Source organism: Streptomyces durocortorensis, assembly GCF_031760065.1.
Classification (GTDB): Bacteria; Actinomycetota; Actinomycetes; order Streptomycetales; family Streptomycetaceae; genus Streptomyces.
Map to the genome: position 1 here is coordinate 3,821,632 of NZ_CP134500.1, position 22,248 is coordinate 3,843,879.

Annotated in this window: 19 protein-coding genes and 1 riboswitch; of the genes, 13 read left to right on the top strand and 6 right to left on the bottom strand. The window is 73.2% G+C overall.

Annotated features, from left to right (window positions below; genetic code table 11):
- Window positions 1-23 precede the first annotated feature (23 nt).
- From RI138_RS16845 to RI138_RS16880, 8 genes are read left to right on the top strand one after another with little or no spacing between them, the layout of a single operon-like run.
- Entirely contained in the window at window positions 24-1,544 is a 1,521-nt protein-coding gene (locus RI138_RS16845; protein WP_311120586.1) for an AMP-binding protein, read from the top strand.
- Complete coding sequence (locus RI138_RS16850; protein ID WP_311120587.1) at window positions 1,541-1,801, top strand: acyl carrier protein; 261 nt, start codon at window positions 1,541-1,543, stop codon at window positions 1,799-1,801. Before RI138_RS16845 ends, RI138_RS16850 begins: the two co-directional genes overlap by 4 nt.
- Window positions 1,802-1,804: 3 nt before the next feature.
- Complete coding sequence (locus RI138_RS16855) at window positions 1,805-2,854, top strand: hypothetical protein (RefSeq protein ID WP_311120588.1); 1,050 nt, start codon at window positions 1,805-1,807, stop codon at window positions 2,852-2,854.
- A complete protein-coding gene (gene trpA, locus RI138_RS16860) occupies window positions 2,847-3,644 on the top strand; it encodes a tryptophan synthase subunit alpha (protein ID WP_311120589.1) in 798 nt (265 codons plus the stop codon). Before RI138_RS16855 ends, trpA begins: the two co-directional genes overlap by 8 nt.
- A gap of 34 nt (window positions 3,645-3,678) precedes the next feature.
- On the top strand, window positions 3,679-4,053 hold the full coding sequence (locus tag RI138_RS16865) for an ectoine synthase (RefSeq protein ID WP_096632022.1): 375 nt from the start codon (window positions 3,679-3,681) through the stop codon (window positions 4,051-4,053).
- A gap of 11 nt (window positions 4,054-4,064) precedes the next feature.
- Window positions 4,065-5,201 (top strand): acyl-CoA dehydrogenase family protein, encoded by a 1,137-nt coding sequence (locus RI138_RS16870; protein WP_096632021.1) that lies wholly within the window; start codon window positions 4,065-4,067, stop codon window positions 5,199-5,201.
- A 2-nt stretch (window positions 5,202-5,203) separates the two neighbouring features.
- Window positions 5,204-5,908: a phosphoribosylanthranilate isomerase gene (locus RI138_RS16875; protein WP_311120590.1), complete on the top strand. Its 705-nt coding sequence runs from the start codon at window positions 5,204-5,206 to the stop codon at window positions 5,906-5,908.
- Window positions 5,908-6,624: a beta/alpha barrel domain-containing protein gene (locus RI138_RS16880; RefSeq protein WP_311120591.1), complete on the top strand. Its 717-nt coding sequence runs from the start codon at window positions 5,908-5,910 to the stop codon at window positions 6,622-6,624. Before RI138_RS16875 ends, RI138_RS16880 begins: the two co-directional genes overlap by 1 nt.
- A gap of 3,276 nt (window positions 6,625-9,900) precedes the next feature.
- On the opposite strand, the gene RI138_RS16885 is transcribed toward RI138_RS16880, so the two are convergent.
- A complete protein-coding gene (locus RI138_RS16885) occupies window positions 9,901-11,880 on the bottom strand; it encodes an AAA family ATPase (protein ID WP_311120592.1) in 1,980 nt (659 codons plus the stop codon).
- A 287-nt stretch (window positions 11,881-12,167) separates the two neighbouring features.
- Between RI138_RS16885 and RI138_RS16890 the strand changes: the two genes are divergently transcribed.
- The 4 genes from RI138_RS16890 (at window position 12,168) to RI138_RS16905 (ending at window position 15,620) form a co-directional block, all read left to right on the top strand.
- Window positions 12,168-12,443, top strand: a complete 276-nt coding sequence (locus RI138_RS16890; protein WP_096632014.1) for a phosphopantetheine-binding protein — start codon at window positions 12,168-12,170, stop codon at window positions 12,441-12,443.
- 14 nt (window positions 12,444-12,457) lie between these two features.
- Complete coding sequence (locus tag RI138_RS16895) at window positions 12,458-13,459, top strand: 3-oxoacyl-ACP synthase III family protein (protein ID WP_096632013.1); 1,002 nt, start codon at window positions 12,458-12,460, stop codon at window positions 13,457-13,459.
- A complete protein-coding gene (locus RI138_RS16900; protein ID WP_311120593.1) occupies window positions 13,456-14,226 on the top strand; it encodes a 3-oxoacyl-ACP reductase family protein in 771 nt (256 codons plus the stop codon). Before RI138_RS16895 ends, RI138_RS16900 begins: the two co-directional genes overlap by 4 nt.
- Window positions 14,227-14,369: 143 nt before the next feature.
- Entirely contained in the window at window positions 14,370-15,620 is a 1,251-nt protein-coding gene (locus tag RI138_RS16905) for an acyltransferase domain-containing protein (RefSeq protein WP_311120594.1), read from the top strand.
- A gap of 51 nt (window positions 15,621-15,671) precedes the next feature.
- On the opposite strand, the gene RI138_RS16910 is transcribed toward RI138_RS16905, so the two are convergent.
- Entirely contained in the window at window positions 15,672-16,250 is a 579-nt protein-coding gene (locus RI138_RS16910; protein WP_311120595.1) for a dienelactone hydrolase family protein, read from the bottom strand.
- Window positions 16,251-16,401: 151 nt separating this feature from the next.
- Entirely contained in the window at window positions 16,402-17,511 is a 1,110-nt protein-coding gene (locus RI138_RS16915; RefSeq protein ID WP_311120596.1) for a cobalt-precorrin-5B (C(1))-methyltransferase, read from the bottom strand.
- Window positions 17,512-17,528: 17 nt separating this feature from the next.
- Between RI138_RS16915 and RI138_RS16920 the strand changes: the two genes are divergently transcribed.
- Window positions 17,529-18,302: a cobalt-precorrin-6A reductase gene (locus RI138_RS16920; RefSeq protein ID WP_311120597.1), complete on the top strand. Its 774-nt coding sequence runs from the start codon at window positions 17,529-17,531 to the stop codon at window positions 18,300-18,302.
- On the opposite strand, the gene RI138_RS16925 is transcribed toward RI138_RS16920, so the two are convergent.
- The 3 genes from RI138_RS16925 to RI138_RS16935 are packed head-to-tail and all read right to left on the bottom strand — an operon-like array spanning window position 18,287 to window position 21,825.
- Window positions 18,287-19,816, bottom strand: coding sequence for a precorrin-2 C(20)-methyltransferase (locus RI138_RS16925; RefSeq protein WP_311120598.1), 1,530 nt, complete (start codon window positions 19,814-19,816; stop codon window positions 18,287-18,289). The two genes, RI138_RS16920 and RI138_RS16925, sit on opposite strands and share 16 nt — an antisense overlap.
- Window positions 19,817-19,827: 11 nt before the next feature.
- Window positions 19,828-20,454 (bottom strand): precorrin-8X methylmutase, encoded by a 627-nt coding sequence (locus RI138_RS16930; protein ID WP_311120599.1) that lies wholly within the window; start codon window positions 20,452-20,454, stop codon window positions 19,828-19,830.
- A gap of 45 nt (window positions 20,455-20,499) precedes the next feature.
- Window positions 20,500-21,825, bottom strand: coding sequence for a cobalamin biosynthesis protein CobG (locus RI138_RS16935; RefSeq protein WP_311120600.1), 1,326 nt, complete (start codon window positions 21,823-21,825; stop codon window positions 20,500-20,502).
- A gap of 309 nt (window positions 21,826-22,134) precedes the next feature.
- Window positions 22,135-22,214, top strand: a riboswitch (cobalamin riboswitch).
- Window positions 22,215-22,248: the final 34 nt, after the last annotated feature.

The window sequence follows — 22,248 nt, forward strand, 5'->3', positions numbered from 1 at the left end:
GGGCCGCCCGCACGATGCCGGAGATGAAACTTACCCGGCTCTGGACCTCGTTCGCCCAACAGGTCGATGCCCGCCCCGATGCCACGGCCCTCGTGGCGAAGGGCGGGCACGTCTCCTACGGTGAGCTCGCCGACCTCGTGGCCGACGCCTCGCACCGACTCGACAGGCTCGGTACGACCGGCGGCGAGCCGGTCGGCGTGCCCGCCACGAAGACACCCCGGACCATCGCCCTGGTGCTGGCCTGCCTGCGGCGGGGTGTCCCGGTGGTGCTGCCCTCACCGACCCTGCCCGCCGCCTCCCTGCAACGGCTGCTGGACCGGGCGGGATGCCGCCACGTCATCCACGCCGATGACGGCGGCTCCGCCCCCGCCGGCGCAGCCCCGGCCCCGGCAACTCCCCACGGCCCCGACGACATCGCCTTCGTCCTCACGACGTCGGGATCGACGGGCCTGCCCAAACTGGTGCCGCTCAGCGCGGGCGCCGTCGAGCGCTTCGCCGACTGGGCCGCCGTGCAGTTCGACCTGGGCCCGGGCGCCGCCACCCTCAACTACGCCCCGCTCAACTTCGACCTCTGCTTCCTCGACGTGTGGGCCACGCTCCACCACGGCGGCACGGTCGTCCTGGTCGACCCGGCCGCCGCCACCAACGGGCGCCACCTGCTCGACGCCATCGACGACAACGCCGTGACGGTCGTCCAGACCGTGCCGATGACGTACCAGCTGCTGGTCGATGCCGCGGGTGACCCCGGCCGGAAGCTCCCGTCGGTCCGGCACGCCATGTTCACCGGGGACCACATGCCCACCCGGTATCTGGCCCGGCTGCCCGAGGTGTTCCCCGACAGCCGCTTCTACAACATCTACGGCTGCACCGAGACGAACGACAGCTTCCTGCACGAGGTGGACCGGAACGCGATTCCGGCCGACGGTGTTCCGCTCGGCACACCGCTGCCCGGCGTCGAGGCGGTCGTCCTCGACGATGCCGGTGCCGTGGTCACCGGGCCGGGCCGGGGCGAACTGATCGTCGCCACGCCGTTCCAGGCCGCCCGCTACCTCGGTGCCGACCCGCAGGCGCCCAACCCCTTCGTGGACGCCCCGGTCGGCCGCCCTCCGGGCTCAGCAGCCCGCTTCTACCGGACCGGCGACATCGTGCGCCGTGACGGCGACGGCCTCCTCCGCCTGGAGGGACGCAACGACCACCAGGTCAAGGTACGCGGTACGCGGGTGAACACCTCGGCCGTCGAGCAGGTGCTGCTCGATCACGACGAGGTCGCCGAGGCCGTGGTCATCGCCGTCCCGGACCCGGTCGCGGGCCACGTGCTGCACGCCGTCCTGCGCCGGGTGCCCGGGGCGGCGGTGGGGGCGCTCGGTCTGCGCCAGCACTGCGCCCAGCACCTGCCCACGGCGGCCATCCCGTCGACCCTCCGTCTGTCCGAGGCCCCCTTGCCCCGCACCTCCACCGGCAAGGTCGACCGCCAGTCCCTCGGCCCCATCCAGCGCCCGCCCCACTCCGGGGCGGCCGCCACCCGAAAGGAATCCATACGATGAACCACGAGAACCAGGTCAAGACGTTCCTGATCGAAGAGTTCCTGCCCGATGTCCAGGCATCGGAGCTCGCCACCGACTACGACCTGCTCACCAACGGCGTCGTCGACAGCCTCGGGCTGCTCAAGCTCATCGCCTGGATCGAGACCGAGTTCGGCGTCACCGTCGACGACGCGGCCCTGGACCCGGACAACTTCCGCACCATCGACGCCATCGGCGCCTTCCTGGCGCGGGCGTCGGTGCCGGCCGAGGCGAGCTGACCCGTGCACGACGCATTGGCCGCCCTGCTGGCCGGCCGCCCGGTCGACACCGCGACGTGGTCGTCGTTCTGGGACGAGCTGAGCGCCGACACGCTGGACTCCGGCGAACCCGCGGCGCTCCTGGGGGCACTCGACATCGACAAGGTCGACCCCCGGACGTTCACCGACCTGGTGCGGTCGCTGCGCGCGCGCCGCACCGGGCCGGTGACCCCCTTCCCCGGGGCGGTCAACGTGGTCGGCACGGGCGGCGGTGTATCGACGTTCAACGTCTCGACCGCCGCCGCCTTCGTCGCCGCCACGCTCGGGGCCCGTATCGTGAAGACCGGGTCGCGGGCCCACGCCAGCGCGTACGGCTCCATCGACCTGCTCGACCGGCTCGGTGTGCCGCTCACGAAGTCGTACGGTGAGACGGCGGCCTCCCTGGACCTCCACGGCATCGCCTTCGCCGGCTACTTCGTCTACCCGATCGAGCTGACCGTACTGGCCCGGCGCATCATGCCGCTGCCCATGCGGACCTACGGCCGGATGCTCAACGTGCTGGGCCCCTTCCTTCCGGCTCTGCCGGGAACGCGCCAGCTCACGGGCCTGTCGAGCCCCGCACTTCTGCCGCTGGCCCGCTCCCTGGCCGAGGCGGTCGAGGACCGTGAGGTCTGGCTGTGCACCAACGACATCGGTGCCGACGAACTGATCGGCTTCGCCGGCAACGTCCTCCACCCCGGCGCCGGTGCCCCCGATCTCCAGCTGAACCCCCGCGACCTGGGCACGGCCGGCGGGAGTCTGGGGGACCTGGCGCCGGTGGCCGATCCCGCACGGGTCGTCGACCACTTCCTGGACGTCGTGTCCGGGCGGGCGGGCGAGGTGGCCACCCAGACGGTCGCCCTCAACGCCGCGGCCCTGCTGATCGCGGCCGAGCGGGAAACCGAGTGGCGCCCCGCTCTGGCCCGGGCGACGGCGGCGATGCGGGACGGCGCGGTGCGCGACCTGGTCGACGCCGTACGGGCCGCTCCACCGGCAACGTCATCCCTGACGAGCGAGGGGACATCCCATGTCTGACCTGTTCCCCCGCCCGCCGGGCCTGGCCGTGTTCCTCAACGCCGGTGACCCTCCGTTCGACGTGCTCGACGATGTCGCCGACATGCTGGACGAGCACGAGGTCGACGTTCTGGAGCTGGGGGTGCCGTTCCCCGACTCGATCAGCGACGGGCCGGTGATCCGCCGGTCCGCCGACCGGGCGCTCGCCGCCGGGACCGACCTCAAGGACGCACTCGCCTTCGTGGAGCGCTCCCGCAGCCGCCACCGCCACCTGCGGGTGGTCGTCCTCGCCGACTGGGCGCACACCGTCCGGCCCCGCTCGATGGCCCAGGTCATCACGGCCGTCGCCGCATCCGGGGCGGCCGGGGTGCTCCTCCACGGAGCACCGCCCCGGGTCCGCCCGGACTTCTACGACCGGGCCGGTGCGGCCGGGCTGCCCGTCGTCACCACGTGCTACGCGACCTCGGCCCCCGGGATCGTGGCGGAGGCGGCGGCCCACGCCTCGGCCTACGTGTACCTGGTGACGCACTACGGCACCAGCGGCTCCGGCCCGGCACCCGACCAAGGAGCGCTCCGCGCCCCCATCGACGCCCTGCGGACCCTGACGGACGTGCCCGTCGCCGCCGGGTTCGGGGTGCGCACGGCGGCCGACGTCGAGCGGGTGCACGCGGCGGGTGCGGACGCCGCCGTGGTCGGCAGCCCCGTCGTCGCCTGTGCCGAGGCAGCGCTCGTCGCGGGCCGCGATGTCGCCGCCGATCTCGGCGCCCTCGTCACCGGCCTCCGTCCCCACCACTCCCGCTCGTCCCTGTGACCGATTTCCCCACCCCTGTGAGAGGAGCGATCCGATGATCGTGCGAGACCTGGAGAACGTCACCACCGTGGACTGGGGCAACGGCCTCAGCCGTCGCTTCCTGCTGGAGGCCGACGGAGTCGGCTACTCCGTCACCGACACCATCGTGCGCGCCGGCACGAAGTCGCTGCTGGAGTACCGCCGTCACCTGGAGACCTGCTACTGCATAGAGGGCTCCGGCGAGGTCGTCGCCCTCGACGGCACGTCGTACCGCATCACCCCGGGCACGCTCTACTCGCTCGACCAGCACGACGCCCACTACCTCATCGCCGACCCCGACACCGACCTGCGCCTCGTGTGCGTGTTCTCTCCCGCCCTCCGGGGCGACGAGCAGCACAGCCTCGACGCCTCTTCCGCCTCCGCCTACTGAGGGACAAGGCCATGCGTACCTGGGACGAAGAACAGCTCGCGCTGCGCGAGGGCATGGAGTTGTGGTGCCGTGACCTCGCCGACGTCGAACCCGGCACCGCCGAGACCGGGCTGCCACCGGAGGCGTGGAAGCTGGTCCGCTCCTCGGGCGTGCTCGGCCTGCCCTTCGATCCCGCCCGGGGCGGGGCCGGAGTCGACCTGCTCACCACCATGTTCGTGCTGGAGGCCCTGGGCAAGGGGTGCCGCGACGGAGGACTCAGCTTCTCCGTCGCGACCACCCTGTGCAGCACCGGGGTCCCGCTCCAGCACTTCGGGACCGACGAGCAGAAGGACCGGTATCTGACCCGGCTGTGTTCGGGCGACCTGATCGGCGCCCACGCCATCAGCGAGCCCGACACCGGGTCGGACGCCCTGAGCATGCGGACGAACGCCGTCCGCGACGGTGACCACTTCGTGCTCAACGGCACGAAGAGCTTCGTGACCAACGGGCCCGTGGCCGACGTGGTCGTCGTCTACGCCTGCACCCGGCCCGGCGGCGGCCCCCTCGGCATCACCGCCTTCCTGGTCGACACGGACACCCCCGGCTTCTCGGCCGGCCGGCCGCTCAAGAAGATGGGCCTGACGTCCTCCCCGATGAGCGAGCTGTACTTCGACGACTGCCGGGTGCCCGCGGACCGGGCCATCGGCGGGATCGGGCGGGGCTATCTGCTGCTCGAACACGTCATGAAGTGGGAGATCCTCTGCTCCTTCATCATCAACGTCGGCGAGATGCAGCACCGGTTCGACCGCTGTCTCGAATACGCCCGTACGCGGACGCAGTTCGGCAAGCCGATCGGCTCGTACCAGGCGATCTCCCACAAGCTGGTCGACATGCGCATCCGGCTGGAGACGGCGCGCCGGTGGCTCTACGACACCGCCGAGCGGCTCGTCGCCGGAGAGGACGTCACGATGGACGTGGCGATCAGCAAGCTGCTGACCAGCGAGGCCAACGTGGCCTCGGGGCTGGCGGCCATCCAGGTCTTCGGCGGCAACGGCTACATGTCGGAGTACGGCCTCGACCGGGAGCTGGCCAACGCCGTGGGCAGCACCCTCTATTCGGGTACGACGGAGATCCAGTACAACCGGATCTCCTCGCTGCTGGGGATGTGACCGTGCTGCTCAAGGTGTGCGGCGCCACCAGCCGCGAGGAGATCGCCCTGGTCGGGGCCGCGGGCGCCGACCTCATCGGCCTGTGGCACGGGGTCCCCGGCGGCCCCGCCGACCTGCCCTTCGGCCGTTTCGCGGATCTGGCGGAGGCGTGCCGCACCGTGGAGGTGCCCGCGGCGCGGCCCGCACCGGAACCGATGCTGGTCACCTTCCTGCGGGACCCGGCCGCCATCGTGGACGCCGCCCGCGCCGCGGGCGTGCGGTGGCTCCAGCTGCACGGCTACCAGCCCCCGGCCGTGGTGGCCGCCATCAAACGGGGGCGGCCCGAGGCCACTGTGGTCAAGGTCCTCCACGTCAACGGCGACACCTGCGCCGAGCGCCCGCTGCTGGCCTCGTACGAACGGGCCGGGACCGACCTGTTCCTGTTCGACGCCACGAGTGCGCAGGGGCGGGTCGGGAGCACCGGCCTGTCGCTCGACCCCGACGTGGTGATCGACCTGGCCGAGGCGGTGACGCGGCCGTTCCTCCTCGCCGGGGGCATCTCGGCCGCCAACCGCCCGCGCTACGAGAAGGCCGCCTCCCACCCCCGCTTCGCCGGCATCGACGTCGATACGGCGGCACGGAACGGGACGGGAGCGTTCTGCGCCGAGAGCATCGGCGGCATCCGGCACGCGTGGCGTGCTGTCCCCGAAGTCGAGGAGGCCGTCTGATGGCGTCAGCGTTCCCGGACGCCCTGATGGGCGCCGACCGTCCCGTGATCATGGAGCTCAAGCCCCGCTCGGCCAACGGCGAGGACCTGTTCCGCGGCCGGTCGCCGGCCGAGATCGTGGCCCGTTACGAGGCCGTCGGCGCCCCCTGCCTCTCGGTCGTCACCGGCCGCTGGTTCGGGGGCGACGCCGACCTCCTGGCCGAGGTGGTCACGTGCACCGGACTGCCCGTTCTGCAGAAGGACTTCATCACCAAGGAGGGCCAGCTGCGGGCGGCCCGCGACCTGGGCGCGTCCGCGGTGCTGCTCACCGCGGCGCTGCTGCCGAGGGCGGCGCTGGCGCGGCTGGCCGAACGAGCCCTCGCGCTCGGCCTCACCCCGTTCATCGAGGTGGCCTCTCCCGCCGAGGTCGAGGCCCTCCCCTCGGGCGAGGGCTGCGTGGTGGCCGTCAACAACAGGGACATCCGCAACCGCGAGCGCGGGGACGCCGACCTGGACCGCAGCCATCGGCTGCTGCCGTCCGTGCGGCTGACGGGGACGCCGTGCCCCGTCAGCGCCAGCGGTATCGACGACGCACGGGCGGCGGCCGGACTGCTCAGTGCCGGTTACGCCGGGCTGCTGGTCGGAACCCACCTGCTGCGGGCAGGCCACCTGGAGTCGTGGTGCGAGGAGCTCGATCAACTGCGTCGCACGACGCCCGCGCCACGTCCAGGGGGGTGAGCGACAGCTCGTCCCACTCGACGGCATAGGGGACCCCCAGCTCGTTGGCCGCGGCGATCACCCGGGCGGCGAGGTCGTTGGCCGCGAGGCACCGCTGACCCGCGATCAGGGCACGGGCGACCCGCAGGGGCCGCTCCTGGTCATAGGGGTCCAGCTCCATGGCCGACTCAAGCCGGTCCATGGCCTCCTCCATGTCGTCCTCCTCCAGGGCGGCCATCAGGACGACGTCGATCAGGCCCAGCACCCGCTGGCGGACGACCTCGCGGCGCTGGGCGATGCGGTTGTCGTAGAGGTCGTCGGGGAGCAGCGGCCCGGTGAAGGCGGCCACGGCGACGCGCGCACGCGAGACGCGCTCGTCGTCCTGCGCGGCGGCGACGGCCCGCGCCAGGTCCTCGAACGCGTGCAGGTCGACCTTGCACGAGGGCAGGCACAGCAGTTGCCCGCGGCGGTTGACGAGCGGGCCGTAAGTGGCGCGGGCCCGGGTCAGGACGTTCTTGAGGCGCCGCTGGCCGACTCCCGGCATCTCGTTGGGCCAGAGCATCTCGACCATGCTCTCGACCCGTACGGAACCGCCGGCCAGTACGAGGTACTTCACCAGTTCGCTGGCCCGGCCGGACCCGTGGAGCACCGTGTGGCCCTGGCGGACCTCGAACCCGCCGAGGACACGCACCTCGTAGCGGCCGCCGTTGGCCGGGGCACCGGTCCGGGCGGCCGGGGGCAGCCGGATGGCCGACCGCAGGACGTCGACGACGCAGTGCTCACGACGGTCGAGCAGGTCGGGGTGGCCGAGGCTGGCCGCCCGGTCGAGGGCGATCTGAAGGCACTGGTCGGCGTCCTCGACGCGGCCGACGGCGTGGCGGGCGTAACCCGTGAGCAGTTCGGCCTTCCAGCGAAGGCAGGGTGCGATCTCGCCGTCCTCCAGCATGCGTTGCAGGGTGTCGGCGGCCTCCGGCTCGCCCCGGCGGGCGCCGATGAACGCCTCGGTCAGCGCCAGGGTCACCGGGTCCTCGACACGGTGCTCGCGGGCGGCGGTGAGCAGCCGGGCCGAAGCCGCCTCGGCCCCCACCGCGGCGCAGGCGTCGGCGGCCTCGCAGAGGAACAGCAGACCGTCGCTGTGGTGGATCATCATCTGGCCCAGGTGGGCCTCGGCCTGGGCCAGATGCTTCAGCACCCCGGACATGTCGTGGTCGTTGGCCGCCACGATCAGGCGGGTCCAGGCCGCGTGTCCTGCCACCCAGTCGATGCGCAGCAGCTCGGCGAGCCGGATGGCGTCGTCGAGAAGGGCGAGCGACCGGCCGGCCTCCCCGCCGAGCGCCAGCAGCCTGGCCTCCATGATCAGGCACAGCATGCGGTCGAACTGCGTCTCGCTGCTGCTGCCGAGCCTGCGCAGCAGCATGGCGCCCTCGCCGGTCTTGCCCATGGCGGACAGGACCTGGGTGGCGAGCCCCCGCTGGACCGCCGCCACCCGGGCGGGCTCGCCGAGCTCGCCCCAGGTGATGGCCGCCTGGCGCATGGCGTTCTCCGCCCGGTGCAGGCTCGGTCCGTCGGGGCGGTCGGACAGGGCCACGCCCAGGGCTTCGAGCAGGCTGGCCTGGGCACGGGTGCCCTCGGCGGTCCCTTCGAGGAGCCGCTCGACCTGGGTGAGCGCGTCGGCGTCGCGCAGCAGCGCCCGCTGGATCAGCCAGTCGCTCTCGACCTCGACGGCGAGATCGTCGTCGGCGCTCCGCTCGCGTACGACGCGCAGGGCCCGGCCGATGACCTCGCGCTCCTCGGCGAGCTGGCCGAGGTTGCGGTGGGTCCGGGCCAGGTGCAGCAGAACCTGGGGTGCGGCATCGGCCGCGGGCCCGAGGCGGGCCATCAGGTGGATGAACTCGAACGGGTCGAGCTGGTTGATGCGTGAGGTGGGCAGTTTGGCGATGAGCGTGGCCGCCTGCTCGGGGTCGCCGCTGCCGACCAGGACACTGGCCGCGGCCAGTTCCGCGCCCTGGGACGTCAGCAGGGGGGCGGCCTTCCGGGCGACGGCCGGTTCGAGTGGTGCGAGCGCGGCCAGCGTCTCCCTCGACTCGTCGCACAGCCGCGACCAGCCGTCGGCGCCGACGGCGAACGGAATGCCTGCCTGGATGAGGCGCCGTAGCAGCCCCGGGTGGCCGAGACCTTCGACGAGGATGTCGTTGACCAGGGGGAACGCAGCCAGTTGGACCAGCATGTGACGGTCGGTCGGGTCCAGGTCGGCGGCGTAGTGGTCCATCAACTGGCGGATCAGGCCGGGGTGCCGGAGCAGCACGGCGGCGGCCGCCATCCGGTCGGATGCCCGGGCGAGCCGGCGCAGCATCACGACCAGCAGGGCCACCCAGCCGCCCGACAGGTCGTAGAGGGTGGTGGCGAGCCGTTCGCCGTCCTCGTCGCCGAGCTCCATACGGGCGAGGGCGTCGGCCTCCTCCGGTGCGAGGCGCAGGTCCTGGGTGTTGAAGCGTTCGGCGGTGCCCCGGAACTCCATGGCCGCGAGCGGCGTGGGCAGCAAGCGGCTGCTGACCAGGATGCGCAGCGACGGCCTGCTGTCCTGCGCGAGGTCGGCCAGCCAGGCCGCGGCGTCGTCGGTGAGCGCTTCGGCGTTGTCGACGATCAGGAGGCCCGGTCCGGTCGGTGTGGCCAGCAGCTCGCCGATGCCTCCGGTGAGGTCGATGGCCGGGGTGCGCGGCCGGCCGGTCGGCCGGCCGGCCGCTTCGAGGACGGTGGTGGTGAGTTCGTCGACGGTGACCGGATGGTCGCGCGGCAGCTGTACCTCCAGGCCGCCACCGGCACGGCTGCGGACCTGTTTGACCAGGACGCTCTTGCCGAACCCGCCGCCCGCCTCGATGAGGACCGAGCTCCTCGCGTTGAGAATCTCATCCACCAGCCGCTGACGTGAGACGAAAGGCACGCGCGCCATACGAGGCTGTCCCCTTTTTATGCCAGCTGAACCGGCGACCACGGGCCCCCCACCATCACGCCCGGGTGATCGGATTGTAAGCTAACACGAACTAACCGTGATCAAGCCAAAGTCCTGATCCAAGGAACCGCCCGAGATTTTGTACGGGTTGGCCACGACTGCTGTCACAGCCGCGGGCTTTGTGCGGTTCGGGCGCTCGGCCCCGTGTTGTCACGGCCGTTCGCCCGGGGCTGTGACGCCCGCGCATCCCGTGGTGTTACGGCCATTCGCCCTTGCTGTTACGGGTGTTCGGCCCCGGCGCTGTGACGCCTGTGCACCCCGTGCTGTTACGGGCGGTCGCCCTGCTGTTACGGGTGTTCGATCCCGGCGCGTGAGAGTTGGTGGCCGGAGCCCTGACGGTGGCCGGCCAACGCCCGCTGCCGGGAGTCGACATGGCGGCGCCGGGCCTGGCTCACCTGCTCCTCGATCGCCTGGCGTACGACGTCGTGGCGGAACCTGTAGACCGCCGACCGGTCGGGGTCCCGGGAACCCGCGGCGGTCACCTCGGCGAGAATCCCGATCTTCAGCAGCGCCTCAAGGGCGTCCAGGGCCGCGAGCACATCCAGTCCGGCGGCGCCCGCCACCACGTCGAAGGCGACGGACGGGCCGGTGACGGCCGCGACCCGGAGCAGCCGGACGGCGTCCTCGCCGATGGCGGCCTGCTTGGCGGCCACCAGCCGGGCGACCGCCGGGGGGACCACGCTCAGACCTGTCCGGTGACGCAGCATCTCCAGGAGCAGGAACGGGTTCCCGCCGCTGCGGGAGTACGCCCGACGGACCGGGTCGCTGTCCGTTGCGTCGGTGCCCCCGTCGGTCCACAGCTCGTGCACGAGCGCCCGGGTGGAGGCCAGATCGAGGCCGCCGAGGGACACTTCGGTCGCGTCGCCGACGTGCTCGAACGGGAGCATCGCCTCGTCCAGGCCGGAACACCTCCGTCGCTGGACCGATTCCGGCAGGTCGTTCCGGGCGGCGGCGACGACGCACAGCCGGGCGTCGTCGGTCGTACGCAGCAGGTGCCGGAGCAGCGACACCGTCTGCGGGGTGGCCCAGTGGGCATCGTCGATCAGGATGGCGCAGGGCCGCTCGCTCGCCGCCACCAGCAACAGCTGCATCAGCGCCGCGAACAGGACCGGCTGCTCGGGCAGTTCACCGGGCGGGCACGGCCCTCCGAGCGAGGGAAGCAGCAGCCGCAGCGGCCCCCGGGCGCTGGGGGGGACGGCGTCGAGCGGACGGTCGGGCGAGGCGGCGACGTAACTGTCCAGGGCTTCCACGAGGGGCTGGTACGGGACGGTCGCGTCCACATCGCACCGGCCGACCAGCAGCAGCCCGCCCCCGGCGGCCATAGTCGCCCCCGCCTCGCGCAGGAGACGTGTCTTGCCGATCCCCGACTCGCCTGTGACCAGGACGAATTGGCGCCGTCCGCGTACGGCCCGGTGCCAGGCCTCCGTCAGGGTCGCCACCTCGCGCCCGCGCCCCACGAACGGAACCGGCCGGTGCCCGGCGACGCCACCGCCGCTGGGGGCGGCCGACGGCGACGACGACGGGCCGAGCAGCGCCAGATAGGCGGCCTCCGTCTCGGGCGACGGGTCGGCGCCCAGCTCCTCGGCGAGGTACCAGCGCAGCCGCTGGTACGCCCGCAGGGCCTCACCCCGGTTCCCCATCGCCGCGCGCACCGCCATCAGGCAGCGGTAGGCGCTCTCGCGGTCGGGGGCCCGGTCCGTCGCCTCCTCGGCGAGAAGCGCGGCCCGGCCGTGGTCCCCCGCCTCCATCGCCGCCCGCCCGGCGATCTCCAGGGCCGCGACCAGGTGCTCGGTCAGCCGCTCGCGCCACCCGGCGACCCAGTCGCCCTCGTGCTCGGACAGAAACGGGGAGCGCAGCCGGTCCGCCGCCTGCGAGGCCAGTCGGGCGGCGGTGGTCACGTCACCGGAGCCGAGCGCTTCGCGGGCCTCGGCCACCGACCGGGTCGCTTCCTCCACATCGACCAGCACCCCCTCGTCCAGGGTGAGTACGTAGCGCCCGCTCCTCCTGACCAGCGGGTTGCTCGACTCGTCCTGCAACGGCCCGATGAACGCCCGCAGGCGACTCACCAGTGTCCGCAGGGCCGACGCCCAGGTGGGCGGGAGGTCTCCCGGCCATATGACGTCGGCCAGTTCCTCCCGCGTCACTCCCTCCGGCCCTGCGAGTACGAGGCGTGCCAACGCCACCCGGGCCTGTGCGCTCTGAAGGTGGTAGTCGGCGCCGGCGCGTCTTACGGCCATCGGCCCCAGAATCTTGATCTCGGTGTCCATGAAACCCCATCCCCCTGGAGTGCCTGTGTGGTGCCAGCCTCCGGCGGGGCGGTACCAGCAGGGTGCCGGGGGGCGATCCCCGGCAAGTGGGACCGAGGTGGTACTTCCAGGCCGTATTGCACGCCTACGGGAGCGATGCCCGGCCATAACAGCGCCGGGGACGGCCGGAGGTGCCGGAGGCGCCGGACGGGGGACGTGCCGGACGGGGCTCACGGACTTGCGAAGCGTTTGCGCCGGCCTTCGTACTGTGCGACCCGCTGCCCGATCACAATGACCAGGAGTGCGCCATGCACCTTCCCACGCTTGAGGTGTCCGTCGACCGGCTGAAGGTCGTGAGCCGGATCAACGCCTTCGACCCTGACACACCGCTGACCACTTCGGGGGTCGATTCACTGGACCTCATGGAGTGGGTCTACGACATGCAGGAGCGGTACCCGGACCTGGGGGTGGACGAGACGATCGTCGAGAGCATCGACGACACCGTCACCTTCCGCGCCATCCACCAGCAGTTGGTGGCGGCCCACGACAGCGTCCCGGTCGCCTCCGCGGCCGGCGACGAGTGACCCCGGAGCCAGGGATGTCGGGCATCGGCATCATCGGCTGGGGCAAGTACCTGCCCGAGGGACGACTCACCAACGCCACGCTCGCCGCGCGGTTCGGCCTGGACGACGACTGGATCGTGCAGCGCACCGGCATCCGCGAGCGGCGGGTCGTGGGGCCCGGCGAGACCACCGCGTCACTGGCCGTCGAGGCCGGCCGGCGGGCGCTCGAACACGCGGGGCTGCGGCCCGACCAGATCTCCCACCTCATCCTCGCCTCGGGTACGCCCGAGCAGCTCTCGCCGGCCACCTCCGCGTTCGTACAGCGCGAACTGGGCACGGCCGGCGGCGCCCACGACGTGAACGCCGAATGCGCGAGCTTCGCCTACGGCTTCGTGGTCGCGGCGGGGCTCATGGCGATCGACCCCCGCCCGATCCTCCTGATCGGGACCGACACGCACTCGCTCGTCGTCAACCCCGAGGACCGGGACCTGGGAGTGCTGATCGGCGACGGGGCCGGGGCGGTCGTCCTGGCACCTCACGACCGCAGCTGGCTGCGCGGGTGGGACATGGGCTGTGACGGGAGCAAGGTCGACAGCCTCAAGATCCCGGCCGGTGGCAGCCGCCTGCCGACGAGCGACACGACGCTCCGCGAGAAGCAGCACTACGCGCAGATCAAGGGCAACGAGATCTACCTGAACGCCGTCCGTTTCACCGTGGGTTCGTTGAAGCGGACGCTGGAGGCGGCGGACCTCAAGCCCGACGACATCGACCACCTGCTGCCCCATCAGGCGAACCTGCGCATCATCGACTCGATCCTGGAACGCAGCGGCGTACCCCGGGAGCGCCTGATCACCAACATCGAGTACTACGGCAACACGGGAGCGGGGTCGATGCCGATCGCTCTCGCCGAGGCGCTCGACGCCGGGCGAATCCAGAAGGGCGATCGAGTGATGTTCGCGGCGTTCGGCGCCGGCATGGTGTGGCTGACCGCGCTGATCGAGTGGGGCGCGGGCGAACCGATGGAGTGGGCCTCATGACGGAGAACACCGCAAGCGCCCGCCCCTTCGCGGCGCAGCGCCCCGAGAAGCCGGTCGCGCTGGTGACCGGCGCGTCCGGAGGTTTCGGCGCTGCCGTGGCGGTCGAGCTCGACCGGCTGGGGTGCCGCGTCGCCCTCCACTACAACACCGCCGAGGACGGGGCCCGCGAGGTCAGCGAGAGCCTCGCGAACGACTCGATCGTCGTCCAGGCCGACGTCGGCGACTGGGACTCGGTCACCGCCCTGCACCGCCGGGTCGTCGAGGAGCTGGGCGAGGTCGACATCCTCGTCAGCAACGCGGCTGTCCGCAAGGACGCGCTGTTGATGAGCCAGTCGCCCGAGGTGTGGGCCCAGGTCGTCCAGACCAACCTGATGGGCACCTTCCACGTGTGCCGTGCCGTGCTGCCGTCCATGGTCAGACGGCGCTGGGGGCGGATCATCAACGTGGTGTCGCCGTCGGCCCTGGTCGCCACGTCCGGCCAGACGGCCTACGCCGCCTCCAAGGCGGGCGTGATCGGCCTCACGCGCACCCTGGCCACCGAGTGCGGGCGGCGCGGAGTGACGGTGAACGCTGTCTCGCCCGGATTCATGGAGACGCGGATGACGGCGGGCGCCACCGAGAAGTTCCGTCAGAACCTCGCCGCCAACCTGCCGGTGCCACGGCTGACCACCCCCGAGGAGGTCGCACCCAGCATCGGTGTGTTCCTGGACAACGACTACGTCACCGGCCAGGTGCTCAGCGTGGACGGCGGGATCTCCCTCATCTGAGGCGCGGCGGTCCGCACGGGAGGACAGCACCGGGAGGACAGCACCGGGAGGACAGCGCCGGGAGGACAGCGCCGGGACGCCGAAACCGGGAGGACACCGCCGGGACGACAGCGGTGGAAGAACAGCGGCAGGAGGTAAGCGACATGGCAGTCACCGGTACCCCGCGCGACGGGGCGCGGCTGCTGTGCTGGGCGGGCGCGGACGCGGCAGGCGAACGCGCGGCCCGGGCCGAGGTCGCCGAAGCGCTGCGCACCGGGGCCCCGGCACCCCGTCCGGTCCCGGGGCCGGTGCGCGGGGCGGTCGTCACGACGGGGGCCCGTGCCCTCGACGACCTCGCGGCCGCCCCGGTGCGGCGGGTCCCGGCCGAAGGGCCCCGGCCGGTCGTCCTGCTGCTGCCCGGCCAGGGCTCCCAGCGCGAGGGTATGGCCACCGGGCTGTACCGCGACGACCCCGTGTTCCGGGCGGCCGTCGACGAGGTGCTGGAGGCGTGGGGGGCCGAGGGCGAGAAGATCCGCGCCGACTGGCTCGGGACAGGAACCGGTCCGGGCATCCCGATCGATGACGGACGCCGGGCTCAGCCCCTGCTGTTCGCCGTCGACTACGGGTTGGGCCGACTGCTCATGAGCTGGGGCGTCACTCCGGCCGAGGCGCTGGGGCACAGCGCGGGCGAGGTCGTGGCGGCGACCCTCGCGGGGGCGTTCACCCTCCGGGAAGCCGTCGCACTGGTACGGGGCCGGGTGCGGGCCGCCGCGTCGGTCCCGCCCGGCGGAATGGTCGCCGTGGCGGCCTCGGTGGACGAGCTGGTCCCGTACCTGTCCGGGCAGGTCGCGGTGGCGGCCGTGAACGCCCCGCGCCGGACGATGCTGGCCGGGCCGAGCGGGGACCTCGCAGCCGTGGCGGAGCGTCTCACTCACGACCGCTGGACTCTGCGGCCGGTTCCCGCCACCACCCCCTTCCACAGCCCGGCGATGGAACCGGCCGTGGCGGCGGCCGAGCGGGCGTTCGACGCCCGGCCCCGCCCGGTCCGCTTCCCCGTCCGGTCCGGCTACACAGGCCGGTTGCTCACGGCGGAGGAAACGGGCTCCGCGCGGTTCTGGGCCCGCCAGATAGCCGACCCCGTCCACTTCGGGCCCGCACTGACCGCGCTGCTCGCCGGCGGGCACCGGCTGCTCGTGGAATGCGGACCGGGCCGCACCCTGACCTCCCTCGCCTTCCGGCAGTCCCCGGTGTACACGGGGGGAACCGCGGTGGTGCCCATGCTGCCGGGGGACGGGCCGGACGGTTCGGACCGCTCGGAGATCCTCCAGGCAGCCGCCGCCCTGTGGTGCGAGGGCCACGAACTGGCCCTCGGCGACCGACCGGTTACGCCGGTAGCGCCGGTAACGGGGGCATGAGCGCACTGCCGTACCGGCCCACCGCGGGCCTGTCACGGGACGTGATCCGAGCTATGCGATACGGCCGAGGAAGCCGAGCACCCGCTGGGTGACCTGCGTCGCGGCCTGTTCGTCGTACGACGGCAGGCTTTCGTCGGTGAACAGGTGCCTGTCGCCGGGGTAGAGGAACAGCTCGGCGTCCACCGCGGCTTCGACGAGCGCGCGGGCCTCGTCCACGTCGCCCTCCCCGACGAAGAACGGATCCGCGTCCAGGCCGTGGATCTGGACCGGGACGTCCTCGGGCCAGGCACCGCCGAACTCCGAGACCGGGACACATGCCTCGATCAACAGTGCACCCTTGGCGCCGGGGCGGGTCTGGGCCAGCTTCTGCGCCGGCAGGACGCCGAGCGAGAACCCGACGTAGACGAGCTCCGCGGGCAGCTTCTCGGCGGCCGCGGTTCCGCGGGCGACGACCGTGCCGAACCCGGCTGTCCCGGCGTAACCGATGCCCTCCTCAAGGCTGTCGAATACTCGCCCCTCGTACAGGTCCGGGACGTGCACGGTGTGTCCGGCCCGCCGCAGACGCTCGGCGAACTCGCGAACTCCGTCGGTCAGCCCGTGCCCATGGTGGAAGACCAGCACCTCAGCCATGTCACTCCCCTCCTGCCGCGGTGCCCGGGCGGCGCAGCAGCACGATCACGAGTATGGCCCGCGGCACTGACATCAGCGGGCCCAGGCCAGGCAGGCCAGGCAGGCCAGGCAGGCCAGGCAGGGAAGGGGAGCGGAGGGCCGAGCTGACGCACTACCCCCGCCCCACCACCACCCCCGCCCGGTCGATGCAGATCACGTCCACCTCGACCGGCGCGCCCCGCAGCACGGACAGGGCCTCCTCCCGGGCCCCCGCCGCCACCAGGTCGCCCAGCGGTACCCCCGCCGCCTCGCAGAGCCTCAGCGCCGCCAAGCCCGTGTTGGCGGACGCGATCTCGGCTGCCAGGGTTTCGTCCGCGCCGCCCCTGCGGGCCAGGTCCGCCAGGAAGACCTTGTCCACCTGGGAGCGGGCCGAGTGGAGGTCGAGGTGGCCCGCGGCGAGTTTCGAGAGCTTGGCGAAGCCGCCGCAGATGGTGAGGCGGTCCACCGGGTGGCGGCGTACGTACTTCAGGACCGCGCCCGCGAAGTCCCCCATGTCCAGCAGCGCGATGTCCGGCAGGCCGTACTCCGCCACCACCGTCTTCTCCGACGTCGACCCCGTGCAGCCGGCCACATGCGTCAGGCCGGCCGCCCTCGCCACGTCCACGCCCCGGCGGATCGAGTCGATCCAGGCCGAGCAGGAGTAGGGGACGACGACCCCCGTCGTACCCAGGATCGACAGACCGCCCAGGATGCCGAGGCGTCCGTTCCAGGTGGAGCGGGCGATCTCCTCGCCGTGGTCCACGGAGACCGTCACCTCCACGTCCGCCCGCTCCCCGTGCTCCGCCGCGACCCGCTCCACGTGCTCGCGCATCAGCTGGCGCGGGACCGGGTTCACCGCGGGCTCCCCGACGTCCAGCGGCAGGCCGGGGAGCGTGACCGTACCGACGCCCGGGCCTGCCCGGAACACCACTCCGGAGCCCGGCGGCAGCCTCCGTACCGTCGACCGGACCAGCGCGCCGTGCGTCACATCCGGGTCGTCGCCCGCGTCCTTCACCACCCCGGCGCTCGCCCGCCCGGGCCCCAGCTCCTCCACCGCCAGCGCGAACGCCGGGGTCTGGCCCCTCGGCAGCGTGATGCTCACCGGGTCCGGGAAGTCGCCGGTCAGCAGTGCCGTGTACGCGGCCGTCGTCGCCGCCGTCGCACAGGCACCGGTAGTCCAGCCGGGGCGCAGTCCGGTGTGTTTGAGTTGGGCACTGCGACCGCCCCGCGCCTCACCGCTCATGAAGAGAGTCCGTTCCGATGCCTGGTCCTGATGTGCCGCATGCGCTGCGTGTTCTTGTTCTGGGGGGTACGACCGAGGCGCGCCGGCTGGCCGAAAGCCTCGCCGGGGACCGGCGCGTCCGCGTCACCACCTCGCTCGCTGGGCGCGTCGCCGCCCCCCGGCTGCCCCCCGGTGAGGTGCGCGTCGGCGGGTTCGGTGGCCCCCACGGGCTCGCCGCGTGGATGCGTGAGCACCGGGTCGACGCCCTCATCGATGCCACCCACCCCTTCGCCGCGACCATGAGCCGGAACGCGGCCGAGGCCGCCGCGCAGACCCATGTTCCCCTCCTCGCCCTCCGTCGCCCGGGCTGGGTCGCCCAGGACGGTGACCGCTGGCACTTCGCCGGGTCGCTCGCCGAGGCCGCCGAGCTCCTGCCGACGCTGGGCGAGCGGGTCTTCCTCACCACCGGGCGGACGGGGCTCGCCGCCTTCGCCGACCTCGACGCGCTGTGGTTCCTCGTGCGGTCCGTCGATGCTCCCGAGCCGCCCTGCCCGGTCCGGATGGAAGTACTGCTCGACCGGGGGCCGTTCGATCTCGACGGGGAGCGGGAGATCATCCGTCGCCATCGCGTCGATGTCCTGGTGACGAAGGACAGTGGCGGCGATGCCACCGCTCCCAAGCTCGCCGCCGCCCGCGAGGCGGGGATTCCCGTCGTCGTCGTCCGGCGGCCACCGGTCCCCGAAGGGGTGCCGGTGGCCCGTACGCCCGACGAGGCCGTGCGGTGGGTACGGAAGCTCTACGCCTCCGGATAGCGGCGCGGCGTCCACACGATGGACCGGCCGGTCTCGCCGCGGCGCACCCAGCGCGTCTGCGACGAGCCCACGATCAGCAGCGTCCGCATGTCCACCTCCGCCGGGTCGACGTCGGCCAGCCGTACCGTACGTACGCTCTCCGTCGGGCCGCCCACATCGCGTGCCAGCACCACCGGGGTGTCCGGAGAGCGGTGTTCCAGGAGCAGGTCGCGGGCCTTGCCCACCTGCCATGTCCGGGACTTCGAGCCCGGGTTGTACAGCGCCAGCACCAGGTCCGCCGAGGCCGCCGCGCGCAGGCGTTCCGCGATGACCTCCCACGGCTTGAGGCGGTCCGAGAGGGAGATCGTGGCGTAGTCGTGGCCCAGGGGCGCGCCGGCGCGCGCCGCCGCCGCGTTGGCCGCGGTGACCCCGGGCAGCACCCGTACGGGAAGGTCCGCGTACTCCTCCTGCGCGGCCGCCTCCAGCACCGCCGTCGCCATCGCGAAGACCCCGGGGTCGCCGCCGGAGACCACCGCGACCCGGCGGCCGCGCCGGGCCAGGTCCAGCGCGAACTCCGCCCGCTCCGACTCCACCTTGTTGTCCGAGCCGTGCCGCGCCTGGCCGGGGCGGACCGGCACCCGGTCCAGGTAGGTCGTGTAGCCGACCAGGTCGTCCGCGGCCGCCAGCGCGCCCCGCGTCTCCGGCGTCAGCCACAGCGGGCCCGCCGGGCCGGTGCCGACGACCACGACCTCGCCCGTCGCATCGGAGGAACCCGAAGGCCTGGGCGCGTCTATCCGGCTCGGCAGCACCGCCACCGAGAAGTACGGAACCGACTCCGGGTCGATCTCGGCCAGCTCGCCCGTGCGCTCCCCGGCCATCGTCGCCCGCTCCACGTACCGCGCCTCCGCCAGCCTGCCCGACGCCTCGAACGCCCCGCGCACCGCCGGGAACGTACGGCCCAGCTTCATCACCACCGCCGTGTCCGTGGCGGCGAGACGGGCCGTCAGCTCCTCCTCCGGCAGCGTGCCGGGGAGGATGGTGAGGATCTCCTCGCCCTCCACCAGCGGGGTGCCGAGGCGGGCCGCGGCCGCGCTGACGGACGTGACGCCCGGGATGACCTCAGTGGTGTAGCGGTCGGCCAGGCGCTTGTGCATGTGCATGTACGAGCCGTAGAACATCGGGTCGCCCTCGGCGAGGACGGCTACCGTCCGCCCGGCGTCCAGATGCGCCGCGAGGCGGGCCGCGGCCTTCTCGTAGAACTCCTCCAGCGCGCCCCGGTAACCGCCGGGGTGGTCCGTGGTCTCCGTCGTGACGGGGTAGACCAGGGCCTCCTCGACGTGGTCCGGCCGCAGGTGCGCCGCCGCGATGGACCGGGCGATCGAGCGACCGTGCCGGGCGCTGTGGTACGCGATGACGTCCGCTTCGTCGATGGCCTGGACGGCCCGCAGAGTCATCAGGTTCGGGTCGCCGGGGCCGAGCCCGACGCCGTAGAGCTTGCCCCCGCCCGTGCTGGTGTCGTTTACCGGAGAAGCCATGGGAGCGCTCACTACTCCTCCTCGCTCGCGATGGCGTTGAGCGCCGCCGCCGCTATCGCGCTGCCGCCGCGCCTGCCGCGCACGATCAGGTGCTCCAGGCCCGAAGGGTGCTCGGCCAGGGCGTCCTTGGACTCGGCCGCGCCGATGAAGCCGACCGGGACGCCGATGACGGCGGCGGGGCGCGGGGCGCCCTCCTCGATCATCTCCAGCAGCCGGAACAGCGCGGTCGGCGCGTTGCCGACCGCGACCACGGCCCCCTCCATGCGCTCCCGCCACAGCTCCAGGGCGGCCGCGCTGCGCGTCGTCCCCATCTTCGCGGCCAGCTCCGGCACGGAGGGGTCGGACAGCGTGCACACCACGTCGTTGTTCGCGGGCAGCCGCTTGCGGGTGACGCCGCTGGCGACCATCGCCACGTCGCAGAGGATCGGTGCGCCGGAGCGCAGGGCGGCTCGGGCGTCGGCCACGGCGTCCGGCGAGAAGACGAGGTCGCGTACCAGGTCGACCATGCCGCAGGCGTGGATCATCCGGACGGCGACCTGGCTGACGTCGGCGGGCAGCCCGGCGAGATCCGCCTCCGCGCGGATGGTGGCGAAGGACTGGCGGTAGATCGCCGGTCCGTCCTTCTCGTACTGGTGCACAGTGCTGTCGCTTTCTTCTGCCGTCGGTTGATCGGGGGAGGGTGCTCAGGCGCGGGCCGCGGCCACCGCTGCCGCCAGCGCGGCCGGGTCGTTCCTTACCGTCACCGCCGTCGGGGGGTCCCGCCGCTCCCCCCGTACGTGGGAGATCCGGTGCCCGTCGGGCGTGACGACCACGTCGATCCACTCCCCGTGCGGGTGGCCGCAGCGGCGTTCGCACCCGGACCAGTACACAGGCAGCCGCCCGGCCGGTCCGACAGCGGCCCCCGCTTCGGCCCGCACGTCGGCCAGCGCCTTCGCGCAGCCGGGGCGGCCGATGCAGGCGCCGACCCCGGTCCACGGGGAGCCGGGGCCGGTGATCAGCCCGGCCGCGTCCAGCGTGCGGAGTGCTTCCGCCGCTTCGTCCTGTCCGCGTCCGAACGGGCCGGGGAGGACGACCCCGCGCCACGGGGTGAGCCGCAGCTCGCCGCCGTACCGCCGGGCCGTCTCCGTGAGCAGCCGCCACTGGCCGGGGACGAGCCGCCCCAGGGGTACGTCGACGCTGATCGCGGTGCTGGTCGCGGTGCTGGTCGCGGCCGTGGAGCCGTGAGCTCCGGGTGCGGGAGCGGCCGGTTTACGGGGACGGGGCCGGTGTACGGGCGGAGTCACCGCAGCCCCGACGGCGCGCGCGACCTCGCCGGGCAGGGCCGTGCGTACGTCGTCGGGCAGGTCCTTCACGCGCCACGCCCCGGAGTCGCGGGCGGCGCGGAGGAACGCCTCGGCGGCCAGGAGCGCGGCGCGCGGCGCGTCCGAGGCGGGCGGCAGCCGGAACACCTCGTCGGCGCCCCCGATCCGCAGCAGGACGTCCGGGCCCTCCGCGATCAGGGTCACGTCCGCGCCCAGGGCGTCCACGTCCCCCCGCCCGTCGTCGAGGGCGAAGAGGAAGCGGCCGGAGAGCGCTGCGGCGGCGGGCGACCCGCACACCAGCCGGTCCAGCCCGGTCAGCCAGGTCCTGAGCACGGGCGAACCGTCCAGCCCGGCGAGCGGCGAGGCCACGATGTTGCGGGCCCGCTCGTGCGCGGCGGAGGGCAGCAGCCCGGCGGCCGAGAGCAGCCCCGCGAGTTCGCCGCCGCACTCCGTACCGAGGCCGCGCAGCTGGACGTTGCCCCGCGAGGTGAGATGCAGCTCACCGTCCCCGAACCGGGCCGCCGCGGCCAGCAGGGCGTCCGCCTGATCCGCGGTCAGCACACCACCGGGAACCCGTACGCGGGCCAGCGCCCCGTCGTCGGCCCGGTGCAGCCGCAGCGTTCCCGGGCAGGCGTCGCCCCCGGCGCGCGGGGGGACACCACCCGGGGAAACGGGCGAGGGGGCGGAATCGGGCATGGCGGCGAGCATACCGACCACCCGGGCGCCTCCGGCAGGCTCGCACCTGTGACCTGCGGGACAGCGGCCCGGGCGGCTGGGCCCCGGCCTCCGCCGTGACCTGCGGAGCACCGCCGCCCAGCCCCTCCCCACCTCGTCCCGGACCGGTGCGTGTCCCTCGTCCCGCACTGGATGGTGTCCCCGCCCCGGACAGGTGAGTGTCCCCCTCCCGCACCGGAGCGTGATCACCACCGCACCCCCGCCCCCTGCCCCACCCGGCCCCCGCCGCTTAGGATGCAGGCGGTGGTCCGTTCAGGCCGCCATCGCCAGACGGCGACAGGGGAGGAAGCCCGGTGTGAATCCGGCGCGGTCCCGCCACTGTGAGCCCGGCCGACGCCACCGGCCGGACGAGTCAGGAACTCCCTTCCCCGCGCGGCCGGTCTCCCACCGGGCGCA

Coding starts and splice junctions, on each gene's coding strand:
- RI138_RS16935 (WP_311120600.1), bottom strand. CDS start 21,825: ATGCTCGCCGCCATGCCCGATTCCGCCCCCTCGCCCGTTTCCCCGGGT.
- RI138_RS16905 (WP_311120594.1), top strand. CDS start 14,370: ATGGCAGTCACCGGTACCCCGCGCGACGGGGCGCGGCTGCTGTGCTGG.
- trpA (WP_311120589.1), top strand. CDS start 2,847: ATGTCTGACCTGTTCCCCCGCCCGCCGGGCCTGGCCGTGTTCCTCAAC.
- RI138_RS16890 (WP_096632014.1), top strand. CDS start 12,168: ATGCACCTTCCCACGCTTGAGGTGTCCGTCGACCGGCTGAAGGTCGTG.
- RI138_RS16910 (WP_311120595.1), bottom strand. CDS start 16,250: ATGGCTGAGGTGCTGGTCTTCCACCATGGGCACGGGCTGACCGACGGA.
- RI138_RS16850 (WP_311120587.1), top strand. CDS start 1,541: ATGAACCACGAGAACCAGGTCAAGACGTTCCTGATCGAAGAGTTCCTG.
- RI138_RS16865 (WP_096632022.1), top strand. CDS start 3,679: ATGATCGTGCGAGACCTGGAGAACGTCACCACCGTGGACTGGGGCAAC.
- RI138_RS16895 (WP_096632013.1), top strand. CDS start 12,458: ATGTCGGGCATCGGCATCATCGGCTGGGGCAAGTACCTGCCCGAGGGA.
- RI138_RS16915 (WP_311120596.1), bottom strand. CDS start 17,511: ATGAGCGGTGAGGCGCGGGGCGGTCGCAGTGCCCAACTCAAACACACC.
- RI138_RS16870 (WP_096632021.1), top strand. CDS start 4,065: ATGCGTACCTGGGACGAAGAACAGCTCGCGCTGCGCGAGGGCATGGAG.
- RI138_RS16845 (WP_311120586.1), top strand. CDS start 24: ATGAAACTTACCCGGCTCTGGACCTCGTTCGCCCAACAGGTCGATGCC.
- RI138_RS16885 (WP_311120592.1), bottom strand. CDS start 11,880: ATGGACACCGAGATCAAGATTCTGGGGCCGATGGCCGTAAGACGCGCC.
- RI138_RS16880 (WP_311120591.1), top strand. CDS start 5,908: ATGGCGTCAGCGTTCCCGGACGCCCTGATGGGCGCCGACCGTCCCGTG.
- RI138_RS16900 (WP_311120593.1), top strand. CDS start 13,456: ATGACGGAGAACACCGCAAGCGCCCGCCCCTTCGCGGCGCAGCGCCCC.
- RI138_RS16925 (WP_311120598.1), bottom strand. CDS start 19,816: ATGGCTTCTCCGGTAAACGACACCAGCACGGGCGGGGGCAAGCTCTAC.
- RI138_RS16920 (WP_311120597.1), top strand. CDS start 17,529: ATGCCTGGTCCTGATGTGCCGCATGCGCTGCGTGTTCTTGTTCTGGGG.